Source organism: Sideroxydans sp. CL21 (assembly GCF_902459525.1).
Taxonomy (GTDB): Bacteria; Pseudomonadota; Gammaproteobacteria; order Burkholderiales; family Gallionellaceae; genus Sideroxyarcus.
Map to the genome: position 1 here is coordinate 1,677,070 of NZ_LR699166.1, position 25,397 is coordinate 1,702,466.

General features: G+C 46.4%; 21 protein-coding genes. 17 read left to right on the forward strand and 4 right to left on the reverse strand.

Features of this window, described 5'->3' with window-relative positions:
* Positions 1-141: 141 nt before the first annotated feature.
* From QOY30_RS07790 to QOY30_RS07805, 4 genes are all read left to right on the forward strand, one after another.
* On the forward strand, positions 142-1,470 hold the full coding sequence (locus QOY30_RS07790; protein WP_283746042.1) for an oligosaccharide flippase family protein: 1,329 nt from the start codon (positions 142-144) through the stop codon (positions 1,468-1,470).
* Positions 1,471-1,789: 319 nt separating this feature from the next.
* Positions 1,790-2,404: a class I SAM-dependent methyltransferase gene (locus QOY30_RS07795; protein WP_283744064.1), complete on the forward strand. Its 615-nt coding sequence runs from the start codon at positions 1,790-1,792 to the stop codon at positions 2,402-2,404.
* A gap of 85 nt (positions 2,405-2,489) precedes the next feature.
* Positions 2,490-3,383 carry a glycosyltransferase gene (locus tag QOY30_RS07800; protein WP_283744065.1) on the forward strand — a complete coding sequence of 298 codons (894 nt, stop codon included), beginning with the start codon at positions 2,490-2,492 and terminating at the stop codon, positions 3,381-3,383.
* An 86-nt stretch (positions 3,384-3,469) separates the two neighbouring features.
* Positions 3,470-4,525 (forward strand): acyltransferase family protein, encoded by a 1,056-nt coding sequence (locus tag QOY30_RS07805; protein WP_283744066.1) that lies wholly within the window; start codon positions 3,470-3,472, stop codon positions 4,523-4,525.
* A gap of 23 nt (positions 4,526-4,548) precedes the next feature.
* Here QOY30_RS07805 and QOY30_RS07810 read toward each other — a convergent pair whose 3' ends face one another.
* Together QOY30_RS07810 and QOY30_RS07815 are read right to left on the reverse strand one after the other, a co-directional pair.
* The gene (locus QOY30_RS07810; protein ID WP_283744067.1) at positions 4,549-6,051 is read right to left on the reverse strand and encodes an O-antigen ligase family protein; all 1,503 of its coding nucleotides are present in this window, start codon (positions 6,049-6,051) and stop codon (positions 4,549-4,551) included.
* A gap of 248 nt (positions 6,052-6,299) precedes the next feature.
* On the reverse strand, positions 6,300-8,474 hold the full coding sequence (locus QOY30_RS07815; RefSeq protein WP_283744068.1) for a hypothetical protein: 2,175 nt from the start codon (positions 8,472-8,474) through the stop codon (positions 6,300-6,302).
* Between the two features lie 449 nt (positions 8,475-8,923).
* Between QOY30_RS07815 and QOY30_RS07820 the strand changes: the two genes are divergently transcribed.
* The 5 genes from QOY30_RS07820 (at position 8,924) to QOY30_RS07840 (ending at position 13,435) form a co-directional block, all read left to right on the forward strand.
* On the forward strand, positions 8,924-9,505 hold the full coding sequence (locus QOY30_RS07820) for a YdcF family protein (protein WP_283744069.1): 582 nt from the start codon (positions 8,924-8,926) through the stop codon (positions 9,503-9,505).
* Between the two features lie 334 nt (positions 9,506-9,839).
* Positions 9,840-10,259 (forward strand): SxtJ family membrane protein, encoded by a 420-nt coding sequence (locus QOY30_RS07825; protein ID WP_283744070.1) that lies wholly within the window; start codon positions 9,840-9,842, stop codon positions 10,257-10,259.
* A gap of 9 nt (positions 10,260-10,268) precedes the next feature.
* Positions 10,269-10,418 (forward strand): DUF5989 family protein, encoded by a 150-nt coding sequence (locus tag QOY30_RS07830; protein ID WP_283744071.1) that lies wholly within the window; start codon positions 10,269-10,271, stop codon positions 10,416-10,418.
* Between the two features lie 11 nt (positions 10,419-10,429).
* The gene (locus QOY30_RS07835; protein ID WP_283744072.1) at positions 10,430-12,259 is read left to right on the forward strand and encodes a carbamoyltransferase family protein; all 1,830 of its coding nucleotides are present in this window, start codon (positions 10,430-10,432) and stop codon (positions 12,257-12,259) included.
* An 18-nt stretch (positions 12,260-12,277) separates the two neighbouring features.
* Positions 12,278-13,435: an SGNH/GDSL hydrolase family protein gene (locus tag QOY30_RS07840; RefSeq protein ID WP_283744073.1), complete on the forward strand. Its 1,158-nt coding sequence runs from the start codon at positions 12,278-12,280 to the stop codon at positions 13,433-13,435.
* Between the two features lie 58 nt (positions 13,436-13,493).
* On the opposite strand, the gene QOY30_RS07845 is transcribed toward QOY30_RS07840, so the two are convergent.
* Positions 13,494-14,519: a polysaccharide deacetylase family protein gene (locus QOY30_RS07845; protein WP_283744074.1), complete on the reverse strand. Its 1,026-nt coding sequence runs from the start codon at positions 14,517-14,519 to the stop codon at positions 13,494-13,496.
* A 241-nt stretch (positions 14,520-14,760) separates the two neighbouring features.
* On the opposite strand from QOY30_RS07845, the gene QOY30_RS07850 reads away from it, so the two are divergent.
* Positions 14,761-16,614, forward strand: coding sequence for an asparagine synthetase B family protein (locus tag QOY30_RS07850; protein ID WP_283744075.1), 1,854 nt, complete (start codon positions 14,761-14,763; stop codon positions 16,612-16,614).
* 17 nt (positions 16,615-16,631) lie between these two features.
* Here QOY30_RS07850 and QOY30_RS07855 read toward each other — a convergent pair whose 3' ends face one another.
* On the reverse strand, positions 16,632-17,843 hold the full coding sequence (locus QOY30_RS07855; protein WP_283744076.1) for a glycosyltransferase family 4 protein: 1,212 nt from the start codon (positions 17,841-17,843) through the stop codon (positions 16,632-16,634).
* A gap of 282 nt (positions 17,844-18,125) precedes the next feature.
* Here QOY30_RS07855 and QOY30_RS07860 point away from each other — a divergent pair, with 282 nt between their 5' ends.
* The 7 genes from QOY30_RS07860 (at position 18,126) to galE (ending at position 24,839) form a co-directional block, all read left to right on the forward strand.
* Entirely contained in the window at positions 18,126-19,076 is a 951-nt protein-coding gene (locus QOY30_RS07860; protein WP_283744077.1) for a glycosyltransferase family 2 protein, read from the forward strand.
* Positions 19,077-19,248: 172 nt separating this feature from the next.
* A complete protein-coding gene (locus QOY30_RS07865) occupies positions 19,249-20,232 on the forward strand; it encodes a glycosyltransferase family 2 protein (RefSeq protein WP_283744078.1) in 984 nt (327 codons plus the stop codon).
* Positions 20,229-20,747 carry a serine O-acetyltransferase gene (locus tag QOY30_RS07870; protein ID WP_283744079.1) on the forward strand — a complete coding sequence of 173 codons (519 nt, stop codon included), beginning with the start codon at positions 20,229-20,231 and terminating at the stop codon, positions 20,745-20,747. Before QOY30_RS07865 ends, QOY30_RS07870 begins: the two co-directional genes overlap by 4 nt.
* A gap of 133 nt (positions 20,748-20,880) precedes the next feature.
* Entirely contained in the window at positions 20,881-21,798 is a 918-nt protein-coding gene (locus QOY30_RS07875; RefSeq protein WP_283744080.1) for a glycosyltransferase family 2 protein, read from the forward strand.
* Positions 21,799-21,813: 15 nt separating this feature from the next.
* On the forward strand, positions 21,814-22,608 hold the full coding sequence (locus tag QOY30_RS07880) for a WecB/TagA/CpsF family glycosyltransferase (protein ID WP_283744081.1): 795 nt from the start codon (positions 21,814-21,816) through the stop codon (positions 22,606-22,608).
* Between the two features lie 142 nt (positions 22,609-22,750).
* Positions 22,751-23,578: a PEP-CTERM sorting domain-containing protein gene (locus QOY30_RS07885; protein WP_283744082.1), complete on the forward strand. Its 828-nt coding sequence runs from the start codon at positions 22,751-22,753 to the stop codon at positions 23,576-23,578.
* A gap of 256 nt (positions 23,579-23,834) precedes the next feature.
* On the forward strand, positions 23,835-24,839 hold the full coding sequence (galE, locus tag QOY30_RS07890) for a UDP-glucose 4-epimerase GalE (protein WP_283744083.1): 1,005 nt from the start codon (positions 23,835-23,837) through the stop codon (positions 24,837-24,839).
* Positions 24,840-25,397 lie beyond the last annotated feature (558 nt).

Below are 25,397 nucleotides of genomic sequence, written 5' to 3' on the forward strand. Positions count from 1 at the left end.
CAACAATGACGTGGTTTTTCTAATGGGCAATCTGGGATAAATTGAATCCTGTTAATTGTTTTTATTTTCAAAAGTATTTTCATTTTTAACAATATGAATAAACCGCATTCATCCCTGCGCCAAACCATAATCCATGCAGGCATGTGGATATTGAGCGGACATTTCGCCTCTCAGGTCATCAGATTGGGCGGTAACTTGATCATGACGCGTATCCTGGTGCCAGAGATGTTTGGAGTGATGGCTGTGGCAAATATTCTTATTATGGGATTGCAGCTCTGCTCCTATTTCGGTGTTCAACACAACATCATTCAAAGTCATAGAGGTGATGATCCGTTATTTCTGAATACGGCATGGACTTTTCAGATACTGCGTGGCGGAATCATTTTTTTGCTGGCAATCTCCCTGGCTGCCGGACTTGCCATTGCAAATTCGTTTGGCCTGGTAGGTGCAAGCAGCGCATACCATGATCCGGTTTTACCAAGTGTCCTTGCGGCGTTGTCATTCACAGCGTTGATTTCAGGGTTTGAATCGACAAATCTGGCTTCAGCTCATAGGGTGATGAGACAGGGGCGGATAACGATACTGGAACTGATTTCTCAAGTTGCCGGGCTCGCTGTAATGATCGTTTGGGCGCTAGTGGACAAATCAATTTGGGCTTTAGTCGGCGGCACAATTTTGTCTTCCTGCATCAAAACGATATTGAGTCATTGGTATATTGAAGGCCAAACTAATCGGTTAATGTGGAACAGGGATATATTTTTAGAGTTGTTTGCTTTTGGCAAATGGATATTGTTGACTACGATTTTAGGGTACTTTGTCAGCAATGGAGACAGACTAGTATTGGCGGGTTTAGTAAAGGCAGATGTCCTTGGAGTGTATACGATTGCACTATTCATGATTAGTGCCTTGCAGGAGGTTTTGTCCAAGTTGGCAACAAATGCTGCGTTGCCTGCGTTGAGCAAAGTAGTTCGTGAACGACGAGAAGATTTAAGTGCAGTTTATTACAAAATACGATTTCCGATTGATTTGGCGATATTGTTCATTTGCGGCTTATTGTTTTATGCAGGGCACTTGATTACTGATGTGCTATACGATAATCGGTATGCAAATGCAGGGCATATGCTCGAAATATTGGCTATTTCCCTGTTTGGCATCAGATATGTTCTTTCCGAAAATGTCTTTATTGCGTTAGGCAAGCCAAGGTTGTTGATACCGGCACAAATTTTTCAGTTGCTGATAACCTTCAGTGTAATTGCGCCAATTTACAACGCATATGGGTTAGATGGTGCCATTTGGATTATTGCGCTGACTCCATTGTTGGCCTTGCCGATCAGAGTTTATTTCATGGCGAAATACGGATTCTTAAATCTGAAACGAGAATTGTATGTACTGCCAGCGCTGCCTGCGGGTCTGGCGATCGGGGCCTTGGTAAATATGCTGGCACAGCATTTTGTTAGTATGTCGCGGTAAAAACAAAGATTGTCATAATGATAGTAGAGCATAACAAGCTCATTGAACGGGCACCTTTCATTGTAGGGTAGGTGAACACTGGTTGCTGCTATGCCGGTGCGACTTTTACACATCTACTAGATGCGCGAAGTCCGCAAAATCACTGCATGCATCGGAGTCTTGATAAACATGTGGCTTGGAGCATTTGAAAATTATGTATGGGAATAAAATTATGGCTTGATCTTCTTGTAAGAATTTGCTGATAGCTGCCGGATGTTGGCATGTCGCATCTACAATCGAACTTAATCATCATGAATGTACTTAATAGCGGAGGTCTTAAGTGGAAATTTTAAACTTGGCAGTAAAAAATGACATAGACCAAGGGATCCCTTTAAAAATCAATCTGGGAAGTGGTGGGGGCAAGAAAGAAGGCTTTTACGGATTGGACATGGCAAATATCGATAATAATGTCGATATCGTTGCCGATCTGAATCGCACTTTGGAATTACTACCGGATAATTCAGTATCCGAAATTTATTCATGTCACGTACTTGAACATATCAATAATCTTATCGGATTGATGGAAGAACTGCACAGGATTGTAAGCCCTAACGGAAAAATAGAAATTAGAGTTCCGCATTTCTCAAATCCATACTACTACTCTGACCCTACACATGTGCGATTTTTCGGAGCTTTTTCTATGTATTACTTTGTGCCAATAGAGAATCAACCTGAATTTAGAAAAGTACCCGCATTTTATTCAAAATGTCGCTTTAAAGTTCAATCCGTCACAATTACCCTTTTGAACCATTCGCTGATCGATAAAATTGCATTTCCACGCCTATTTAACTTTATAAATAAAAATACAAAGCGACAAGATTTCTTTGAAAGAAGATTATGTAGGGTATTTCCGGCAAATGGAATAACTTATGAATTGACGGTTATTAAGCCTTAGGATTGATAATTTTTTGCGACCAAAAAATCAGAAAATAAAATCAACAACGAATGAAATCTGTTTGCATTTTAACCGGTGAGCTGTGATGTCAATTTACAATGATGATCGAGTTTCTGCTGTGGTTCTTGCTTACTCGCGCGAAAAAATTTTACCGGATCTGATCACCGCACTGCGGAATCAGTCCAGAAAACCTGATGAAATAATTGTCATTAATCAGGGTAACAACCCAACAATTGCATCGTGGCTGGCCGGACAGCAGGATCTGACTATTATCGTTCAGGAGAATCTGGGAAGTGCAGGTGGCTTCTGCAGGGGAATCACGGAAAGCATACAGCGCGGGCATGGCTGGACATGGATTTTTGACGACGATGCCGTTCCAGCCCCTACGGCTCTCGAAGAAATGGTCAAATGCCCGTATTTCAAGCGGCAGGAAACAGTATTCCTCGGTAGCCGGATTATTGACCGGCATGGAAAAACCTACATGTCTCCTGGCGGCAGCCAGTCTATCGCCTGGTATGGCAGCGTCCTGGATGACAAATGCGTTGAAGCAGTTGACGCGTGCTGGCTAGGGCTGCTTGTGCGTACGCGCGCAGTCCACGAGGCCGGGCTGCCCATTGCCGAATTCTTTCTTTGGGACGAGGATCGGGAGTTCGTTAGCAGGCTTGTCAGACATGGTAAAGGCTATTGCGTGTTGACCAGCGTAGTAACACATTACCAGGATGACAGTTTTGATCCGTTTGGAAAGGATTTTATAAAAGTTGCCTATTTCGCCAGAAATCATGTTGCCAGGGCGAAACTTGTACCAGGTTCATTCGTATTAAAAATACTAAGAGTAGCTCGCGTATCGTTTAAGCTCATGCTCAAAGTATTTAAGGGGGAATGGCCTTTGCGGGTGATTCCCTGGATTCTAAAGGGCGCTTTTTTGTTTAGGCCGAGAATTCAATATATTGATCGTGCTACCGTGAGTAGCGTACGGTGAATCAACTTCTTTGAATGATTAACCCAATAAGCCTTAGCTTTACTGTGAGTACTTAACTGCGTAGCCTTTAATCGGACTATATTGAAATGGATCATCGACACAATCGGTACGCATTCCTAGACGGTATTCGAGGTATGGCCGCAATCTTTGTACTGACTCTTCATACACAAGATTTTTGGCACATACACTTTTTTAGAGGCTATCTTGCAGTTGATCTATTTTTTATTCTGAGTGGATTTGTAATTGCATATGCATATGACGAAAAACTTAAATGCGACAAAATTTCTGCACCGAAATTTTTGCTCATACGATTAATACGACTATATCCTGTTTACCTATTATCGCTACTTTTATGTTCCTTTATTCTAATTGAAACCATATGGAAACATAAACTGAGCGTTGGATATGGGGAAACTCTAAATATGATAGCGTTGGGCGCTTTGTTTCTTCCATCTCAGGTTGCTGGGAGTTCATACCTTTTTTCAATAAATCCGCCATATTGGTCTCTTTTTTTTGAGCTTATTACTAATGCCGTATATGCGATTTCAAGGCCACTTTTATCAAATGTTGTTTTAGCATCTATAGTGCTTATTTCCGGAATTTGTCTCACAGTGGTGTCATTTGTTCATGGGAATCTAGATGTGGGCTATGCTTGGGGATTTTGGTCATTAATTGCAGGTTTTTTGCGCTCTGTTTTTGGAATATTTTTTGGGTTACTGTTATTTAGGCATCGCCTAATTTTGAGTACTGCTTTAAAGGGGGCGAAATTTATTTCGCCTTGGCTAGCTTTTTTTATGATAGCGGCTATCTTGGCATCACCAAGCTTTGAGCATTATGACAAAATTATTGACGTTTTTTCAGTTGTTCTTATTTTTCCATTTTCCGTTTTGGTTGCTGCGCAAGGTGAGACTTCGAGATTTCAAAGTTTATTGCTAATTCTCGGAACGGCCAGTTACCCGATATACGTGCTTCATGAGCCAGTTAAAAATATTTTTCAGTATGTGTTAAAAGATAGCGTAGAAATCTATGCGCCAGTTTCAGGCTTTGCTTTGGTAGTTTTTCTAATTGTGCTTTCTGTTCTAATAGAGAAATGGTACGACATTCCTTTGCGGAGTTGGTTATCTAACAAAACATTACGATGAAACATAAGGAAAGTGGCTCGGCTTTAAATAACTACAGAATGAGTACCTTGTTTTAAACGGACCATCTGGGTATAAGCAACACCTATCCCGGCAATCGACCAGTAAACAATAGGAATGAAGGTAATTCCGCTAACCGTAAAGATGGTTACAAGAATACCGAAAAGCGTGGCCAACAGTGCCCGTCCAAGCAGGGCTTCCTCACTGTCTTTGTCAGGGAGAGAGCGCATAGAGCGATATACTCCTCTTATCACAAAAGCAAAAAATCCCACGAATAGCCCGAGGCCGACTAATCCTTGGGACAAGGCAATTGAGAGGTAGGAATTGACAATGTCAATGATGTTTTCACCTTGGCGCATGGCTTGCATTTCGGGCGTTTCGAGAACGTCTGCAGACCCAAACCATGGATTTTGCATAATAACGATTTGTGAGTTAGTGAGCAGTTTTTGCCGGTAATCGATGCTTCCTTTATCGGTTGTGCCGACTATGGGTAACAAATTAATGACTTTCATTCCTCCCGGGAGTACAGCAATCAAAGGAAAAGCCAGTAAACATATAGTAGTTAGCAGAATTAGTCGTTGAACCGCTTTTCTACCGGTGGCAATAAAAACAATAAAGACGGTAACAGCGCCAACCCAGGGGCCACGTGATAAGGAGGATATTATTCCGACAATCAGCAATCCCAAGCCGAAGCGACGTACAAGTTTCGATTTGATTGCGCGTTGCAGAAATAGGTACGAACCTATCCCAATAACCATCAGATAGCCCAGAGCAATAGAGTGTCCGGCAGAGGCAAGGGCCCTGAGCATGCCGCCTCTTCCAAGGTATAACGTCATTGCATTGCTAAGCTGGAGCGAGTCAATTAGAGCCCCATAGAGCAACCAATGTGTTGAAAATTCAAAAGCAGCTATCGGTGCAAGAATCATGATCGCTATCACGAGGGCCTGCAGGGCATCTCGAAAATCTTGCATATGCTTGAGCGAGCGGCTGAGCACATAGTAGGGAAGAAATGCATCAATGAACAGATAGAAAATGTCACGCGCCATGCTTGTCAAGTTGGATACTCGCAGATCGAGCACAACCGTGAGCACGAGATACGCGGCAAAAAACTTGTCAGGTATCGTCCGCCCGAAAGGAATAACGTCACTTCGTTGGCGTAATGAAAAAAACGCAGGCAGGAGTACAAACAGTTCTAACAATCTCGCATGTGAAAGATCAAAAATATAATTGACCAGACCCATGCCGGGAATCTCAGTTGTAGCCATGGGGACAGCGAACAATATGAAAAAAAACAACGCTGGCGGATTGGATTCATTCCGGTTTGCGTACAACAGAGCAGGTATGGCGATAATTGTATATATCCAGAAACTCTGTGCCAGAAAGGCGGCAAGAGTTAAGAACAGCCAAATATTTTTTCTCCGTTTAAAACTATTTAGCTCATCAGGGGAGATGGTGAGGCGGCGCGCGAAAAAAAAGAAGGCCGTGGCAATGAAAAGAATGACAACTAATGATCTGAAAACTTCTGGCATATCAACGTATCAGGTTAAGACTTGGTCTGCTCATACCTATTATTCTATACGAAGCTGAATGATTATCCGCAAATATGATGGCCTTGGGGTTGCACCGATTAAGTCTGCTTTCCCTCCGGAGGGGGAGGGGACTTGTTCGGTGTTGTCTTGGACATATGAATGATGATGCGCAGGTTAAATAGTTGTAAGCGGTATTGGTCCAAACGGTGAAGTATTAACACCGTCCGGCTGAGTCTGATGCGTAACAGTTAATGATTTACAGCGCCCATATCATATGTTGCGCCTACTGCGCTTGCTGCACCTCTGGGTGCGCCGAAGAAGTCTGTCCATACCGGCACGCTTGCACCTGTACCTATCGCATAGCTGCCAGTGCCAGGTTTGAAGTCTGTTGGGTTAACCGGAGGTGTAACAGCATACAAGGGGTCTACAGTCTTCATCTGCGCTGTTGTCGAATTAGGGGCCACGATGCTCCCCGCTTTGGGGGTTCCATATATAACGGATGTCTGCCCATTGGTGGATAAAGGGGCGTACACAAGATTGTTTTCCACGTCCACAGTGGTCGATGTGGTATTTAGTTGCAGGAAATTTATGTTATTCCCCCCTATTGCATAGCCGGAATAGTAGGAATTGTTGTATGCCATCAAATCGTCAGGGGCAACAGAAATGTTTCCACCAACTTCAGCTATAAAAGCAATGGCATTTGCCGGCCCCCCCGCCACCTTCATATCGAACGTATTGTTTCTGACGGTGTAGTCGAAGCCATCGAGATAAAGCGCGACAGATACAGTACTATTTTTTGCAGCGAAGTGGTTGCGCTCAATCACAACATCCCTGATCCGTTCATCGCTCCCCTGACTCTGCGGCGCGGCGGCGACCATGTAATTGTTACTGCCACTGATGAATTGGTTATCCGATATTTCCACCCATCTGGTATATCCCTTGCCCAGGCCTGCTATGTCCACTGCTGGGCATCCAGCGGCAGTGGGACACCAGGGATTTGGGTCGATATCGCCGGCCCCGCCCCATGCTGCCGGAAATCCAGGAGCCATTAGCTTGATGTTTTGTTCTGTTGGTCCCGGATGTGCCAGCGTGTTATTTGTTATTGCTGCCTGTCCCAGGTAAGTGAACCTGACCACATGAGATTCAGTAGTCAATGCTGTTCCACCCAGATCAATTGAGTTTCCTGAAAAAAAGACACGATCCCCACTCATGTAGACACCGTAAGAATAAGTAGCTGTGTTTCCTACAGTACCAACTTGTGGATTGAAAATAGTGGAATCTTGAAGAGTAATTCCTGTCCATATGTTATGGCAACACCATCCAGTGTTGTTATACAAATCCAATCCCTGATCGCCATTTCCGAACGCGGCACGTTGTCCACTCATGGAAAGTCTTAGAAATGTTAGATTATTAAACTGCCCTGCCATATTCACTGCTGAAGTTGAGCTTGCAATTGTGCCGCCTGTTGCCATTCCTATGAAGTTCAAATCCATTACGCGCCAGTCAGCCAAAACACCACCTATGCAAGATCCGGGATTAGAACAGCTATTTACTGAAGGATATTGAAGTTTTCCAAAAAGCAACTGAGAATCGTCCATAGTTCCTGTTATAACAGGTGTTGCACCTGTACCATAAGAGCCGATGATTCCGGGGCCATTGATGTAGAGATTAAACGACACTGATTGTGAAAAAGAATCACCCCTCTTAAATAAAATCCTTTTGCATATAACACCAGTACCACATCCGTTGCTGCCAGTTGCAGTTTTCATCGCTGTATCAAATGCGGATTGCTGCAAAACAGTTGCCCCGGGTGGACATCCATTATTTCCGGCAATAGGCGTTGATGTGGCTGCAATGCAAATGGTATTAGTGGAAAACACTGTAGCCGGATCAGTAACAGTTATTGATGGCAAGGTGGTGACAGAATAGGATGTCAATCCATCGTATACAGTCAATTTTGGCGTAAAGGTACCTATATTTTCATACACATGCCCTGCCACTGCGCCTGTTGCCGCATTTCTGCTTGACACTCCAGGAGTTGAACCATTTGCCCAGGTTGTACCGTTTACCGGACTGCCAGCAGGATCTCCAAAATCCCAAGTGTACTGAAGTTTATGGAATGGCTTAGTGGTCAGTGACGAAGTCGTGGCGGTGGCATCGAAGAACACCGACAAGGGAGCAACACCGGTGGTGCGGGATGTTGTGGCCGTGAACGAATTTGTTAAGGGCGGGGTGAGATCTGGCGGATTGCCGAGTGGCGTGCTGCCGGTTGCTACGGGAGCAGCTGGTGTGGTGCCAGTTGGTGGAGTAGCTGTGGCACTTCCAGAGGCGATTCCACCTCCACACGCACCGAGGCAGAGAATTGCGAAGACCGCCAGAACCTTAACGTTGGAATTTTTCAATGCCAATTTTGTGATCATCATAACCTCATTTAAATTTAAGATCTAAATTCGCGCAATCTTGCATTTGTCAATGGCGCGCTTTCCAGTTCGGACACTCACGTAATTCCGGAAACCATTCCCAAATCGTTGGCAGAAAAACTCATTTTTTTCACGGATGCGTTTACGACTCCTTGCGAAACGAGCGTAATTCTCTGGCTGTATCAAACTGAAGTTGCACAAGTCTATCTGGTTGTTTGCCATTGTTGCATGATTTCACTCTGTTGCGTAGTATTCATCGCGTTCGAATTTGGCATTGATGTTGGCTGAATTCTTCATCTTGTCCTAAATTTTGTCACCCAATCGTGATAGAGATCACTGATCAACTCTTAATGCCAAATATAACGCTCTGTCGTAAACGCCAGGTTTGCCTGCCAACAATTTGGGGTTGGTTTCTCCTTTTGATTATTTGTTCTGTTGTGTGCATGCTCTGCGTGCAAAATATCTACGGGTTTCTTGCACCTAATGCCCCCGTCGATGCACGTATGCTTGTAGTAGAAGGGTGGCTTGCACGGACCGAGCTTGACCAGGCTGTGCAGGCCTTCAAAATGGGCAACTATACAAGCGTCGTAACAACAGGTGGCCCGACAGATTGGCCCGAAACAAAATATGGCAATTTCGCACAAATGGCTGCCGATTATCTCGCGCAGCATGGCGTACCAAGAGAGCTGATTCATGTGGTGCCGGCCCCGCCATCGGCGCAGGAACGCACGTTTCTGAGTGCTGTTATGGTGCGCGAATGGTTATCGAAGTCCGGAAGTAAGATCGAAGCGATCAATCTGTTTTCGTCGGGTGCACATGCACGTCGCTCACGTTTGCTCTTCAGCATCGCTTTAGGCAACAAGGTTCAGGTTGGCGTATTGGCAGCGAAGCCTGATGGCTTCGACCTTCACGCATGGTGGCGGACCAGTAAGGGGGTAGAGTCAATTATTTTTCAGTCGATTGGCCTGATCTGGGTCAAGTGCTTCTTCTGGCCGGCTCCGCCCGGTTCGCCGCAAGAACTTTGGTCATCATGATTGATGCCATGAGCGAAGAAATTGAACGCGAAAATCACGACAAATTTCACGTGTTGCGCTGGAACGTGATCTTAGTCAGCATTTCTTTAATATAACTGTAATAGATTCCTCCGTATTGTCTGACGTGCTTGAAACGAACTGACAGTAACGCGGCAAATGGGTTTTCACCAGTAACCGTGTACGTGATGGGTAATTTATAGGCCGTCGCCAAACTTCCCCTTGGTACAATGGACAAATTTATGGATTCAGTTTAGCCTCCAAAATTGTGTGCGAATAATTCCTAAGTGGACTAAAGCGTTATTTTTCTGAAAAACTTGAAATTGGAGCCGACATAATGGCACACGAAAATCTAAATAGAGATCAGCATATAGAGACTTCGTCCGACAGATCGTTTGGCTTAGTGTTTGCAGGCATGTTTTGCTTGATTGGTGGCTTGCCGCTGCTCCACGGTGGAGCGGTGCGTTGGTGGGCAGTTGGTTTGGCGGCAATATTCGCTCTCATTGCCTTGGTGAGACCGGCAATGCTTTCAGGGCTTAACCGGCTTTGGTCAAAACTTGGTGTTTTGATGGGCAAAGTGATCAGCCCGATTGCTTTGGGTATCCTTTTTTATGCAGTCATCACTCCGCTCGGCGCAGTGATGAGATTCAGAGGAAAGGACTCGCTACGCTTAAAGTTCGATCCCGAAGCAAATTCATACTGGATTCCGCGCGATCCGCCTGGGCCATCGCCTGACTCAATGACACAGCAATTCTAGGAAATAATTATGGAAATTATTAAAGAACTTTGGGCCTTCTTGCGCACCAGAAAAAAATTCTGGCTGTGGCCCATTATGGTAATGATGCTCTTCTTGGGTGTGCTTATTGTCCTGGCACAGGGCTCTGCAATTGCGCCCTTCATTTATACATTGTTTTAAAGGGGAACTCCTTGCGCATTCTCGGTATCTCGGCGCTCTATCATGACAGCGCTGCGGCGTTGATTGAGGACGGATTTATTGTTGCTGCGGCTCAGGAAGAACGTTTCACACGTAAGAAGCATGATTCCCGGTTTCCTGTGAATGCGGTTCGCTACTGTTTGTCCGAAGGCGGTATCGGGTTGGGTGATGTAGACCACGTCGTGTTCTACGACAAACCATTCCTGAAATTTGAGCGCTTACTTGAGACTTACCTGGCATTTGCACCACGCGGGATCAAGTCATTTTCGATGTCAATTCCACTTTGGCTGCGCGAGAAGCTCTTTCTTAAGAATCTTCTGCGCAAGGAGTTTCACAAAATTGACAGCGACGCCAAGTGGAATGGACAGTTATTGTTTAGTGAACATCATCTCAGCCATGCAGCAAGCGCTTTTTTTCCTTCTCCCTTCGAAGAGGCTGTAGTCCTGACGATGGACGGTGTCGGCGAATGGGCAACAACCTCTGTCGCGATTGGAAAAGGAAACAATCTTCAAGTAATCAAGGAAATTCATTTTCCTCATTCGCTGGGCCTTTTGTATTCTGCCTTGACTTACTACACGGGGTTCAAGGTTAACTCCGGCGAGTACAAAGTAATGGGACTCGCACCTTATGGTGAGCCGAAATACGCAGAATTAATTTTCAAACATCTGATTGATGTCAAACCGGACGGATCGTTCAGATTGGACATGTCTTACTTCGATTATTGCGCCGGACTGACTATGACCAATGGAAAGTTTGATGAACTTTTCGGCGGTCCCCCGCGCAAATCGGATCAAATGTTGACACAACGGCATATGGACTTGGCAGCTTCAATTCAAGCCGTAACGGAGGAAGTAGTATTGCGGCTTACACGCGCACTACGGGCTGAAACCGGAATCAAGAATTTGTGCATGGCGGGTGGTGTTGCACTCAATTGCGTCGCCAATGGCAAGGTATTGCGCGACGGTCGCTTCGAAAACATTTATGTCCAGCCTGCGTCAGGCGACGCAGGAGGCGCACTTGGGGCCGCTCTAGCTGGCAACTACTTGCAGCTCGGACAAAAACGACAAGTGAGCGGTGATGCCATGCGTGGTTCCTACCTGGGGCCGGCGTTCCCCCAGATTGAGATTGAAACACGCCTGAAAAACTGCGGAGCAAAGTTCAAGACGCTCGAAGACTCGGAGTTGATCAATAAGAGCGCGGATGATCTGGCGCAAGGAAAAGCATTGGGGTGGTTTCAGGGCAGAATGGAATTTGGCCCGCGCGCTCTGGGAAATAGATCGATCCTTGGCGATCCTCGCTCCCCGACCATGCAAAAGACGCTCAATCTCAAAGTCAAATACCGCGAATCATTCCGACCCTTTGCGCCTTCAATTTTGGGAGAGCGCGTGAGTGAATGGTTCGAACTTGAAGGCAAAAGCCCATATATGCTTCTGGTGGCTGATGTGGTGAAATCGCGGCGTCGTGAAATGACGGTGGAAGAAAATCAACTTTTCGGTATCGACAAGCTGAATGTGCCCAGGTCTGACATTCCAGCCGTTACGCACGTTGATTACTCGGCACGCATTCAGACAGTGCATGAAGACACCAACCCACGCTATCACGCTTTACTGTCGGCATTTGAGCGTAAAACAGGTTGTCCGCTTCTGGTGAATACCAGTTTCAACGTGCGCGGTGAGCCCATCGTTGGTTCACCGGAAGATGCGTTTCGCTGCTTTATGGGTACTGACTTAGACGTCCTGGCAGTTGGCAATTGTTACTTGAATAAGGAAGATCAGGATCCTGCGCTCAAGCAAAATTACGAGACTGCCTTTGAACTGGATTAATACTTTATTTAGTGACCAATGACCGCCAAATCATCCCCAGCGCGCAGACTTCTTCAAGTTCTCTTGCTCTTTGTCATTGTAGCGGTGCCTGTAGAAATCATGAGCTACATAGCGGGGGAAATTCTCGCAGACAAGGCATTGCTTTACGCCCCTTCGCGAGTAGAAAACTACGCAAGTTATTTGAAGAACCGCGACCCTGTTCTTGGTTGGCCAAGTCCAACCAGTTTTGGGCACGAAGAGTACGATCGTTCCGGTTCACGGGTCGTTCCTGCATTTCCTGACCCATCACTTCCTAGTTGCGTCGCAGTTTTTGGAGACTCGTTTACTTGGGGCGATGAAGTTACTCCCGAACAAGCCTATGGCAATGTGCTTTCACGGTTGATGGGATGTCGCGTTGCCAATTATGGTGTGGGTGGATATGGCACGGATCAGGCATACCTGCGTTATAAAGAAGTAATCAAAGATAAATCTCCGATAGTCATTTTGGGGCATTTCTCCGACAACATTACCCGGAACATTAATCAAGAGCGAGGCTTTCTTACAAATCAACCCATTGGGCTAAAGCCGCGATTCGTGTTGGAATCAAATGAGTTGAGACTGATTCCACTGCCGATACTGACTGAAGAAGAGCACCTCAGCCTTCGTTCGCATGCACAAGAGCTTTTGCCTTACGACTATTTCGCGCCGGGCGGTCCGTCAGGGATTCACAGTCTCAAGTTTCCTTTCACTCTGTCACTGCTCGGCACAATCCGACATTATCGCCTCATTGCTAGAATCGAGGGCTACCCCAGCTATTCGCCATTCTATGATCCGGCCCATACATCCCATGCTTTGCAACTTACCGATGCAATTATCGAAGCATTCGTAAGTGAAGCGCACAAGCGCAACCAAAAGGCTATGGTTTTGTTGATTCCGGATGTGAAAGATATACTTTGGCTTCGCGATCACGGAAACTTGCCGTATGAAGAGCTCGCCAACCGATTGAAAAATGCAGGGGTGGTTGTCCCCGAAGTGGCAGAGGAGTTTAATAAATACCTCGGAGATCGCGATCCATGTGATATTTACACTCGTTGCAAAAATGGGCAAGGTGGGCATTTAAATCCAGATGGTTACAAGAAGCTTGCTGAAATTGTTTTTGCCAAGTTAAAGAGTGTCGGATGGGTTCAAGCAAATTGAAAAGAGCTATCTATCAATACGTAAAAGCTATGTGAGCAGGATCAATAGCTGACGTTTTTTACACTGGAAATAAACCGCTCATGCGGAACGCAAGAATGGCAGGCATCAGCTTTCCATTTGAATCAAAAACTCGCCTGGCATCCATGTTGTAGCGACGAAGCTGGAATCGGTCTCCGTTTTTTCCGTTATTTCCCCATGTGGTGGTTACCGCCCGCAGGTAGCCGGCTCTTGCTACGGCTTCGCCAGTACGGATGTCCGAATTGCCATTCGGGTAGCAAAATGACTCAATACGTTGACCAAGATGCGATTGCAGAATACGTCTGGAATCTGCAAGCTCGTACATCAGTGTTTCATCGTCACATTCAGGCATCAGGCAGTGCGTCATGCTGTGTGAGCCTATTTCGTGCCCATCCCGGACCAGTTCCGCAATTTCACTGAATGTCATGAGCCTTGCAAACGCTGGAACCTGAGCCGTGCCTGACGCGACTACGAGTCTTTCAATCAAACCCAATCTTGTTTGGAGGGGTAGTTTCTTCGATGCTTCAATGATGCTACCTACCAGTCCATCATCGCGGCTTGCCGAAAGTCCCGCGCTGTCCAGAATCCGGGTCAATTTTTCTCGACCACCATCTGCCTGATTGAGCAGTGCAAGGATTGCAAAACCGAGTCGGTCATGCCACAGCGGTTCCTGCTGTTCGACTGCTTCAACGGGAACGAAGAATGATGCTTTTACCTGATGTTTTGCCAGTAATGGACGTGCGTTGAAGTAGTTGTCATGCTGTGCGTCATCGAATGTGATTGCGAGGAGCGGGCGCGTTGTGATTTCGCCGCCCAGGTAACGTTCGTGCTGTGTTGCGAGCGTGCCACAATCGAAATGTTCGGCAAAGTATGCCAATAACGCATCGAGTTCTTCGGGCGTTATGCAAAGGCCGGGGAGTGGGTAGACTTGGCGTTCAGCTTCAGTCAGCACTCTGTGAAAGGTTGCAATAGAGAGGCGTCCACGACCGCTGCGAGCCGGTGAAGTGAGTCCCGTTAGTGAAAGTAACTGGGCGATGTTATTGCGAAGAAGCTTTTTTATACTCATAAGTTGAAAGAAATTTGTAAAAATGCATGTGTACTAAGAATTTCACCCTTAGTTTAACAGAGGCAAGCTTTAACGCATGCAACGCTTGACGGCAAAACGCAGGATGAGTTCTACTTCGACAATCTGCCCGTAATGCAAAAAGCTGCGCAGGCAACTATCCGTAAGATTTCCATTTTAGCAATGGAGAATACTGCCCGATCTGGCGGGGCTGCACCGCTGACAGATAAATGAGGAATGCATGATGAATGGTTTTGAAGTTTTTAGCAGTGGCACCGACGGGGCAGGTGTTGACCCTGCACGTATCGTTCCCGCTACCTGCAAGGCAGCTTATGAATACAGCCCTATCGGACAAGGAGAAAGTATTCTCATCTGGGGACGCGCCAATGGAGATATTCACTTCATCGCTAGAGGGAAAAACTCGTACCTTGTACTTTCCGGCTATCTTGTCGGAGCCAAGTCCAGACAAGCTTTTAACAATCAGAGCGATGCTGCAGAGTGGTGTCTTGCCCAGATTGACGGGAAGGAATCGTTCGAGGCGTTGGCGGAATGGCTATCAGAACTTCATGGCTCATTTGGATTTTATTATCGCAACGACCAACGTGACGTTACCTATTGTATTGCGGATCGCATGGCTTCGCGCCCGCTCTGGAGAAAGTGGCACAATTCCGGATGGCTTGTTTCTTCGCATCCCACGGCCATTGCACTTTCTTTGCCGTCCCCCAAATTGGATGCGGGTTTCGTTGCATCATTCCTTCTCTATGGCGGTCCGGTGGATCCTGGCAAGAATCTATTTCTAGGAGTCGAAGGCACTCCGGCTGGAACGATTGTCAGATTGGATGCTCAAGGAAATCACAATGAATATCGCTGGTATAGTTTTCATCACCGGCCTGACAATGAATTATCCTTGACTGACTGGGTAAACCTGACATCAGAACGTTTGTTGTCTGCCGCAACCAGATTGGTCCAGAGTGGTGAAAACCTGGCAGTCTTCTTCAGCGGCGGGACCGACTCCAGGCTTGCTGCCGCGGCGCTGAAGGCGGCTGGTGGGGATCCATTATTGGTAACTCTGGGGGATGGCGAAAACCTCGAAGTTAAAGTGGCACGAAAGACGGCAAAAGCGCTTGGTCTTCGACACAAGGTTATCTGGCGCGACAACCTGTGGTATTTGAGATCGTTGGAAAATGCCGTGTACGAGACCGGCGGAAACTATGTCTGGATTCACGGCCACTTTTCTGAGGCTGCAGCCAGCGTCAATGAGGAGTACGGCGCGACGAGTTTTATCCTCGGCGATCTATGTGAAGCCTTTAGCAAACTGTGTTGTTCGGTGGATCAGGCCGGCAAGGAAAGATGTTTACCAGAAGAATTTGTGAGTGTATTTGATCTACTTAGGCTGCCTCTTTATCGACCTGCAAACAGGGAAGCGACCCTGTCTTTGCTGAATGCGAAAATTCGCGCAGAAGTTGAAACTTCAATCGAGCACGAAATCACGGATTATTATGGGAAGGTTTTCGATGCCTCCAAAGATCCGCTTATTTTAGGGGATCAATGTTTGCGCTGGAATTCCGTGCAGACCATTCCAACTTTCTTCATGTTCTTGGACCTGCGTAGCAGCGTACCGGAAAGAAACATGATGTTCGATGCCAATGTTCATGAAGTGCTTGAAATGCTTCCATCGCGTTTTCGCAATGAAAAGAATCTTGGTGCGCTTTTGATACATAAACTGCATCCCCGCGCGGCATGGGTGATGAATTCCAACAGCATGCTACCGATGTGCTGGCCACCTGCAGCACATAAACTGACACGACGTATCAAACCCATTCTGGGCAAAGTACGACGCTTTATATTTGGCAACACCTACCGAACAACAGGTTCGTGGCCCAAGCATTCAATACTGTATGCAACCGATCCTGAATGGAGACGCAGCTTCGAGAATATTCTGAATCAAGCTGATTTATTCGATCCCGAAATCTTTGATAGAGACGCTATTCGGCAATGTTGGCAGGAATTCTTACTTGGGAAAGACGATCGCGTTGGAGATGTCGAAAAACTGGTGCAGTTAGGTATATTGAGCCGGATGCTCAAGGCTGGAAATTGAATATTGCGGCAGCATAATCATGAATACTGCTGGCTGGATGCACGAAAGAGTTCTGCAAGTTTGGCAGCTTCAGTATCGATAGAGTGACGTTCCACGACACGATGAAATCCAGAATCTCCCATTTTTTTCAATTCGTCGGGGGATTTCGACAGGCAATCTTCCAGAGCTGCCGCTAGTTCGTTAACCGAACCGGCAGGGAATAGCCATCCGTTTTCACCTTGAATGACCAGTTCTGGAATTCCACCGACATAGGTAGCCAATACGGGCCGACGCAAAGCAAAGGCTTCCATGATGACCACAGGCAATCCTTCGGTAAAACTGGGCAAAACCAGGCTACGCGCCGCCAGAATTTCTTCGCGAACCTGATTGCTGCTGAGCCAGCCTGTAATTCGAATTTGTTTGGTTAGCCCATATTGCGCGATCAAATCCTCAATTTCAGATCGCATCTCGCCATCGCCTGCAAGAACCAATTCGAACTCGATACCTTTCTGCATCAATTGATAGGCTGCTTCAACCAACAGTAACTGGGCCTTTTCCTTGCTCAGACGACCCACGCAAACAAGACGCGGAATTGCAGCAGGCGGCACGGAGTCGATGCCGTGAAACGCTGTTTCCAACCCGCAATGAACTACTTTTATCTTTGACCAGTGTTTGTGCTCAACCCTGCGATAAAGCTGGCTACGTCCAAACGAACTGATTGCGACCACAAATGCAGCACGGTGTACCTTTTCGGCTGTTCCCCCAAAAAGCAACTCGTCCTGACCATGCACCGTGAAACTATATTGTGGTCCACCCAAGGCATGCGCCAGCATGACAACTTCTGCCGAGTTGGTTCCAAAATGGGCATGCATATGCGTGGCACCGAAAGACTTCAACCAGGGCAATATGCAACATGCTTCAGCAAGATATGCCAAGTGATACGGCACGGAACGTTGTGCGCCGCGTCCCATGCGAACTGCCAAGGCGAATGCAGTAAAGAAACGCCTGGGTGTCATCAACAGGGTTCGCAATACCGCCAGCAAGAGGGAAATGGTTTGGTTTTGCAGAATATAGCGAGTTTTCAGGCGCTCTTGCTGATCTGTTTCGTCTACCAATGTGGCATCCCAGCCATTTATGGAAATTCGCAGAATTTCAAAGTCCTGACGTTCCAGCGCCAGAATTTCTCTTCTGATGAAACTGTGACTGACCATTGGATACCGGTTGATCACATAGGCAATTCGCGTAGCCATATTTAGATTAGTAGGTTTGGACAGCTATGGATTATGCCGCAGATTGTTGCCAGTTGGCACAAGGTTGGATAGCAGAATAGCGGATATCTTGTGAGCAAGTGGCTGATGATGCCTTATTTGCCAGCGCGGCTCACCAATTTAGAAATAGTTTTATGTTAAGATATTTGAAATAGTATCAATCTAATATCTAATTTGTTCAACGAATCCGGATTCGTCAATACGACTCCTGCTCAGTGTGGAGTGGCTGTTCGGCGTTTCCTTAAGAATTATTTTGGAAAAGATATGCCGGATATTTCAGTAATTCTTGTTAGCTACAATACGATAGAGATGACGAAAACAGCACTCAGTCATCTATTTTCCTCTTCGCATCATTTAGAGATGGAGGTAATTGTTATTGATAACGCTTCAAAAGATAATTCTGCGGAAATCCTTCGCCAGGAATATCCACAAATCAGACTCATCGAGAATAAAATAAATGTGGGTTTTGGGCGTGCCAATAATCAAGCTTTACCATTCATCAAAAGCCGATATGTGCTTTTACTAAATACCGATGCTTTTATAGAGCCGGACACTATTGCCAAAACAGTTCAATACATGGATGCCAACCCCAAGTGTGGCATTCTTGGTGTCAAGTTGTTTGGGCGTGATGGTGTCATTCAACCTTCATGCCGGTTTTTCCCAACTCCTTGGAATCTTTTCCTGTCCCGCACGGGCCTGAAACGCATTTTTAAGGGTACGAAAATGGTGGATGACATGTCTTGGGATCACGCTGCTGTTAGAGATTGTGACTGGGTGCCTGGCTGTTATTACTTGGTTCGAAAAGAAGTTATTGATCAGGTGGGGCTGTTTGATGCCAGATATTTTTTATACTCTGAAGAAATGGACCATTGTTTCGCCACAAAAAAAGCCGGTTGGCAAGTTGTTTACTATCCTTATACTTCGGTGGTGCATATTGGTGGTGAGAGTGCCAAGTCAGACGGAGAAATTACAGCGAGTGGGCGGCAAATTTCTTCTTTGCAAATTGAGAGTGAATTATTGTATTTCCGCAAAAATTGCGGGTTGGTCGCTTCCATAGTGAATGTTTTTTTGATGTCACTTGCTGATTTCATCGAGATTTTGAAAGATATAGCCAGGTTCAAGCGACCTGAATGGCTCTACTTGCGCTTAATGCATTCGCTCACAGTGTGGAAGTGTTTTTTTCAAACCAGAATGGGCAAGCAACCGATACATTAAGCTATCGCCGATTAAGTCCGTTCGTGGTGAACCGTCGAACCAACTCTGGAGGAGCCATTTAACTGGTTTTTCCTTGAATGCAATTCAATTAAGCCAATATCTCGACTGAGCTTCCGGGTTCGTAGAGAACTGTTCCGGATTGTCGTGGCAATTTTAACTGGAAAATCACTGTATGTTAGATTTAACGTGCGTAGGAGTTGTCATTATTGGCCGCAATGAGGGAGAACGTCTCGTGCGATGCCTTGCGTCTTTAACCGCTCAGTTCTCTAAACTTATCTATGTGGATTCAGGCTCGACGGATGACTCAGTGAATGCGGCATTGAGCGCTGGTGCTGACGTTGTGGCTTTGGATATGACAGTTCCTTTTACAGCTGCACGTGCAAGAAATGAAGGATTTGCGCGGATGAGAAAAATTTATCCTCAAATCCAATATGTTCAGTTTGTGGATGGTGATTGCGAGTTAGTAGACGGGTGGCTAGAAGCAGCAGCCACATTTTTGGACAATAATAAAAATGTGGCAATGGTTTGCGGCCGTCTCAGGGAGCGGCATCCAGAACATTCTATCTATAATTTGCTTTGCGATATCGAATGGGATACTGAGATTGGTTTGGCAAAGGCATGTGGCGGCATCGCTATGGCGAGGGTGGACGGGTTCGAGGCTGCAGGCGGTTATCGCGCCAATTTGATTGCCGGAGAAGAATCGGAGTTGTGTGTGCGCCTCCGGTTAGCCGGGTGGCAAGTTTGGCGACTTGACGCCGATATGGCGCTGCATGATGCCGCAATGACACATTTCTGGCAGTGGTGGAAACGAACACGACGCTCCGGATACGCCTATGCTGAGGGAAAATATTTGCATGGATCTTCGCCGGAAATGCATCGCGTGAAGGAGTCGCGGCGTATCTGGATATGGGGTTTACTTATTCCTTTGGTTGTCGCTTGTTTAACTGTCTGGCTAGGGGTATGGAGCTTGGCGTTATTGCTGCTTTACCCGTTGCAGGTTGTCCGTATTGCTTTGCGAGGGACACGATCGGCGCATGAAAACTGGTGGCGCGCCTTTTTCTTGGTGCTGGGGAAATTTCCCGAGGCGGCTGGACAGATGAACTTTTTGTATAACAGAGTTACCGGAAATACTGCACACCTTATAGAATATAAATGAATAAGGGAGGAGTCATTGTGGTTGTTTCCGCGGAAGTACCAGATTGGTCACGTGAAAAAAAATCTTTTTTTTCATGGCAGCCATCCCGGTCATTGCTTGCTAGTATTCGGATGTATCAGGGATGTGCTGAATCACGTAATCCTTGGCGTATCCTAATAAAGAGATTCGCTGTATTGCGACATCGGTTCTGGAGCATAGTTACGGGAGCAGATATTCCCCTTGATAGCCAGATTGGCGGTGGTTTACTGCTGCCTCATCCAAATGGTGTCGTTATCCATCCTGGCGCACGGATCGGGCCGAATTGTTTGATCTTCCAGCAGGTCACAATTGGTACTCGCGCATCTAGCGATCCGCCAGTGATTGGAGGCCATGTTGACATCGGAGCAGGCGCAAAGATTCTGGGAAATATTCATATTGGTGATCATGCTTGCATCGGGGCGAACGCAGTGGTTCTGACAAATGTTCCTACTGGAAAAACGGCAGTTGGCATTCCTGCCGCGATTGTTGGAAGCTGACTTTGTCTATAATTGAGTGGCGTAAACTGCCGACTATGCTTGGGGACTCACCCAATAAGCCTTCGGATTTACCGGAAGTCATTTACTTTGGGCATGGTAGATTCTTTTTGCGGTACGTTACTTGGAGATATCAGTGAATAGGCGTTACTGTTTAATTACTCCATGCAGAAACGAGGAGCAATACGCACGCAGAACCTTGGAAAGCGTCGTGAAGCAAAGCGTTGCTCCATCAATGTGGATAATTGTGGACGATGGCTCAAAAGATTCGACTCCGCAAATTCTGGAAGAATATGCAAATCGTTATCCCTTTATTCGAATAATTAGACGGCCTGATCGTGGAGTTCGCAAAGTTGGGCCGGGTGTTATCGAAGCCTTTTATGAGGGATACGCTGCGATCAATACTGATGATTTTGAATATATTTGCAAGTTTGATCTTGATTTGGAAATTCCTCCCCGATATTTCGAAATACTAATGGAACGGATGGAGCAACAGCCGCGTCTAGGCACCTGTAGCGGTAAGCCATATTTCCCTGATCCTGATACAGGCGAGCTTATCAGCGAAATGTGTGGTGATGAAATGTCGGTGGGCATGACGAAGTTCTATCGCACTCAATGCTTTGAAGAAATTGGTGGCTTTGTTCGTGAAGTGATGTGGGACGGGATTGACTGCCACACTTGCCGGATGAAAGGTTGGCTTGCTCGCAGTTGGGATGATGCAGACTTGCGCTTCCTTCATTTGCGTGCAATGGGTTCTAGCCAGAAAGGTATGCTTACCGGTAGGCAACGCCACGGTTTCGGTCAATACTTCATGGGTACCTGGTTTCCCTATATGGTTGCCAGTGCCGGGTTTCGTATGACCCGGCCTCCTGTTGTCGTTGGAGGACTTGCGATGCTGTGGGGATACATCACGAGCTGGGCAAGGGGACTGCCAAAATACGACGACACTGAGTTCATTCGTTTTCTTCATGCTTATCAGAAGCGATGCTTGATCGTTGGAAAGCGAAAAGCCACGGAAGAAATCGAACAAAAAATCTTGGGCTCAACCCATTAGTTGGGGGCGGTGAAAATGCAATTGGACTCTCTACCTGTTGTGCTGATAGAAAACGTACCCTTTGCCAAATTAAGAATGAAGGAAGTCGTGAATTTGATCATTCATCGACATTCACAAGGACATGGCGGATGGGTAGTGACTCCCAACATTGACATATTGCATCGTTTGGTAACGGATGCATCTTTTCACTTACTAGTTAGTAGCGAATCCACTATCTTTACAGCGGACGGAGCCCCGATTATCTGGCTGAGCCGTTTGTTGGGTACACCTCTACCGGAACGTGTTGCCGGATCGGATGTTTTTGTCGAGCTTGTGGCACAAGCCGCATCAAATGGTAAGACGATATTCCTGTTGGGTGGCAATCCAGGTGCTGCAGAAATTGCCGCCCAAAAATTTCAGCAAATATACCCCGCGATTTGCCTTGCCGGTTGCTACGCACCTCCATTCGGCTTTGAAAAAAGCGTTGATGAAATGGAGAAAATTCGAAAATTTCTGGTAACAACTCGACCAGACATTATATTTGTTGGCTTGGGATCACCGAAGCAGGAAAAGCTAATTGCGTTGCTCCGGGAACTCTTGCCGTCTTCATGGTGGTTGGGGATAGGTGTGAGTTTCAGTTTTGTGGCTGGGGATGTTAAGCGTGCCCCAGTCTGGATGCAAAGGGCTGGTTTGGAATGGTTTTATCGGGTTCTACAGGAGCCAAAACGTCTTTTTAAACGTTACTTCTTGATTAATATCCCTTTTGCAATCACGTTGTTTGCCAGAAATCTGATCAAACGGATGCTGTTAGCCAGAGGCAAAACCCATTAAGTTGCTTAAAGAGTCCCTCGTCGCCCTTCACCTGTACGTTAGTACAATAGGTTTTGATCTTCAGATATGGTTTCATATCACCAATAAATCTGGCCATTACGCTTTGATTAATGGTTTGGCATTCTTAAAATTGGCGAGGTAAATGACGATGACTCAAAACAGAATTGCACGGCACAGTTTGAAAGCAGCGCTCGTAGCAGCCGCGCTGATTGGTGCACAACCGGCATGGGCAGATCAGATTGACTTGCACAATTTTTGGGCTGGGGCTGGAAACATAAACATAAATTACTCAGGCAATGTTTGGTATGACCAGACTGTAACCCTTAATAACTACAATATTGCTGGTGGGGCTGGTGGTTTCCAAACGTTTGACTTGACAACAGATCCGAATAGGACAAAGCCTTTTCAAACATTTTGTGTGGATATTTTCCACGATTTCAATTTTGGTTCCCAATCTGTATCATATGATTATGCACCAACGCAAAATCCGTCCGGGTTAAGTTCGGCTGCACTCCTAAACCTTGGGCGCCTGTATACGTTGTATGGTACTAACATAGCTTCTACATCAAGCACTAATCTTAATGAGACAGCTTTTCAGCTTGCAATTTGGGCAATTGTGAACGACGGACAATCGATCAATAGCGCTGGAAAATTTAGCCTGACGAGTGGGCAGCCAATAAGCTTTACCAATTATTCTTATGGTACCCCCAATGGTTCAATTTCTCTCGCTCAACAATGGTTAAATAACTTGGCAAATGCTACCAGTAGTTACAATGCCCAATTTTTAATGCTGCAACCAAATCAATATCAGGGGACGCCCGGCACAGGTTCTCAGGATGTTGTGTATTTCACTCCGGCTTCTGCAGTACCCGAACCTGAAACCTACGCCATGCTTCTGGCTGGTCTCGGGTTGGTTGGGTTCTTGGCAAGACGCAGCAAGAGCCAGAATAACACGATGAATCTTGTCTGAGTATCTTTGATACTTAAGCGAAATTTCCGCGCCGCTCACAACGGCGCGTTTCGTTTAAGCTGGTTGGTTCTGTCATATAATTCAAAAACCATCTGCGGGATATGATCACGTAGATCATATCTGCTTTTACAAGGTGGCTTGTCTCACACTTCTGATCGAAGCTTATTTGCTTCACCCTGGAAATTGGATCGCGCTTAAATTTAATGCAGGCAGCTAAGCTACGCACTTTTGTATCCCCTATTTTGGTGAATGAACCATGATTCTAGTAACAGGTGGTACCGGCTACATAGGTTCGCATACGGTTGTGGAATTGATGCAGGCCGGATTCGAGGTCCTGATTGTCGATAACTTCTGCAACAGCAAGGCATCGGTACTTGAGCGTATTGAACGTATTGTCGGGAGTCGCCCTGGTTTCGTAGAGACAGATGTTCGCAGCCGCGAGGCAATGCGTGCATTGTTTGCCGACTATCGCGTGGAAGCGGTAATTCATTTTGCCGGCTTGAAAGCGGTAGGCGAATCCGTGGCCCAGCCATTGCGCTATTACGACAATAATATTAACGGTAGCTTGGTGCTGTTTGAAACGATGGCCGAGGCAGGGGTGAAGACGCTGGTGTTTTCATCGTCCGCTACGGTTTATGGAGACCCTCATGCGGTGCCTATACGTGAAGATTTTCCTCTTTCTGCGACCAATCCCTATGGACGCTCCAAATTGATTATTGAGCAAATTCTCGGCGATATCGCCCATGCGGATGCTTCATGGCACATCGCCTTATTGCGTTATTTCAACCCGGTGGGTGCTCATGAGTCCGGTTTGATCGGCGAAGATCCAAACGGAATCCCAAATAATCTGATGCCCTATATCGCAAAAGTGGCCGTGGGTACCCTGGCAGAGCTTTCGGTTTTTGGTTGCGATTATCCAACGCATGATGGAACCGGGGTTCGTGATTACATCCACGTAGTGGACTTGGCTCGCGGCCATCTTGCAGCGCTTAAAGCATTGACAGTTTCTCCAGGCGTGCTGACGGCCAATTTGGGAACAGGGCAGGGCTATAGTGTGCTTGACGTCGTTCGGGCATTTGAAGCGGCAAGCGGGAAGAAAGTGCCGTACAAGATTGTAGGTCGGCGACCCGGCGACATAGCCGCGTGCTATGCCGATCCCTTGCTTGCAAAAACACTATTGGGTTGGCAGGCACAATATGGCATTGAAGATATGTGCCGCGATGTATGGCGCTGGCAATCAATGTCGAATGTGGCAAGTTGAACGAGAGTCACGAGGTAATCCTCCCATTTTAGCTGTGGTCAGAAGTAGCTTCGGTTAAAGCCAACCTCTGTTTTGGGGTGATATCCCCAGTGCTTATGTTGGGCGCTCGTGATTGTAAGTCCACATCCAGTCAGTTGCTAAATCCTGAACTGCACCGCGTCAATCGACTTGAACAGTTAATGACTTAGGCAGTCGTTGTGTACCGTCCGGTTGTACGTTCGATATAAGTTTTTTGCTGCGGCTTGCCTGGCTGGATGTGTCCCAGTCGAATTCCCTGTTGTTCCCCCCAAGTTGTTCAGCGTGCTGCCGATGTTCTCCGGGCTGTTGTCGCTACCAATTGCCTGCGGTTTGCTAATCAATTGCGTATTTTGTTCAAATGTCTGTACCATCCAATTAAAACGAACGTTTGAAATAAATTTGGAATAGATATATCATTTGGCCGCGAACCCAGAAATTTACCGACGAAGTCATAAGTAACTCGGAGCTGATAAGAATGAATAATTTGCATAAAAAACAGTATTCATTACCGTTTCCAGCCGTGGCAACGGGCGCAAATTG

Bases quoted from the DNA above. Each gene is read 5' to 3' on its own strand.
- QOY30_RS07790 (WP_283746042.1), top strand. From the start codon at position 142: ATGTGGATATTGAGCGGACATTTCGCCTCTCAGGTCATCAGATTGGGC.
- QOY30_RS07800 (WP_283744065.1), top strand. From the start codon at position 2,490: ATGTCAATTTACAATGATGATCGAGTTTCTGCTGTGGTTCTTGCTTAC.
- QOY30_RS07805 (WP_283744066.1), top strand. From the start codon at position 3,470: ATGGATCATCGACACAATCGGTACGCATTCCTAGACGGTATTCGAGGT.
- QOY30_RS07810 (WP_283744067.1), bottom strand. From the start codon at position 6,051: ATGCCAGAAGTTTTCAGATCATTAGTTGTCATTCTTTTCATTGCCACG.
- QOY30_RS07815 (WP_283744068.1), bottom strand. From the start codon at position 8,474: ATGATGATCACAAAATTGGCATTGAAAAATTCCAACGTTAAGGTTCTG.
- QOY30_RS07825 (WP_283744070.1), top strand. From the start codon at position 9,840: ATGGCACACGAAAATCTAAATAGAGATCAGCATATAGAGACTTCGTCC.
- QOY30_RS07830 (WP_283744071.1), top strand. From the start codon at position 10,269: ATGGAAATTATTAAAGAACTTTGGGCCTTCTTGCGCACCAGAAAAAAA.
- QOY30_RS07840 (WP_283744073.1), top strand. From the start codon at position 12,278: ATGACCGCCAAATCATCCCCAGCGCGCAGACTTCTTCAAGTTCTCTTG.
- QOY30_RS07845 (WP_283744074.1), bottom strand. From the start codon at position 14,519: ATGAGTATAAAAAAGCTTCTTCGCAATAACATCGCCCAGTTACTTTCA.
- QOY30_RS07850 (WP_283744075.1), top strand. From the start codon at position 14,761: ATGAATGGTTTTGAAGTTTTTAGCAGTGGCACCGACGGGGCAGGTGTT.
- QOY30_RS07855 (WP_283744076.1), bottom strand. From the start codon at position 17,843: ATGGCTACGCGAATTGCCTATGTGATCAACCGGTATCCAATGGTCAGT.
- QOY30_RS07860 (WP_283744077.1), top strand. From the start codon at position 18,126: ATGCCGGATATTTCAGTAATTCTTGTTAGCTACAATACGATAGAGATG.
- QOY30_RS07865 (WP_283744078.1), top strand. From the start codon at position 19,249: ATGTTAGATTTAACGTGCGTAGGAGTTGTCATTATTGGCCGCAATGAG.
- QOY30_RS07870 (WP_283744079.1), top strand. From the start codon at position 20,229: ATGAATAAGGGAGGAGTCATTGTGGTTGTTTCCGCGGAAGTACCAGAT.
- QOY30_RS07880 (WP_283744081.1), top strand. From the start codon at position 21,814: ATGCAATTGGACTCTCTACCTGTTGTGCTGATAGAAAACGTACCCTTT.
- QOY30_RS07885 (WP_283744082.1), top strand. From the start codon at position 22,751: ATGACGATGACTCAAAACAGAATTGCACGGCACAGTTTGAAAGCAGCG.
- galE (WP_283744083.1), top strand. From the start codon at position 23,835: ATGATTCTAGTAACAGGTGGTACCGGCTACATAGGTTCGCATACGGTT.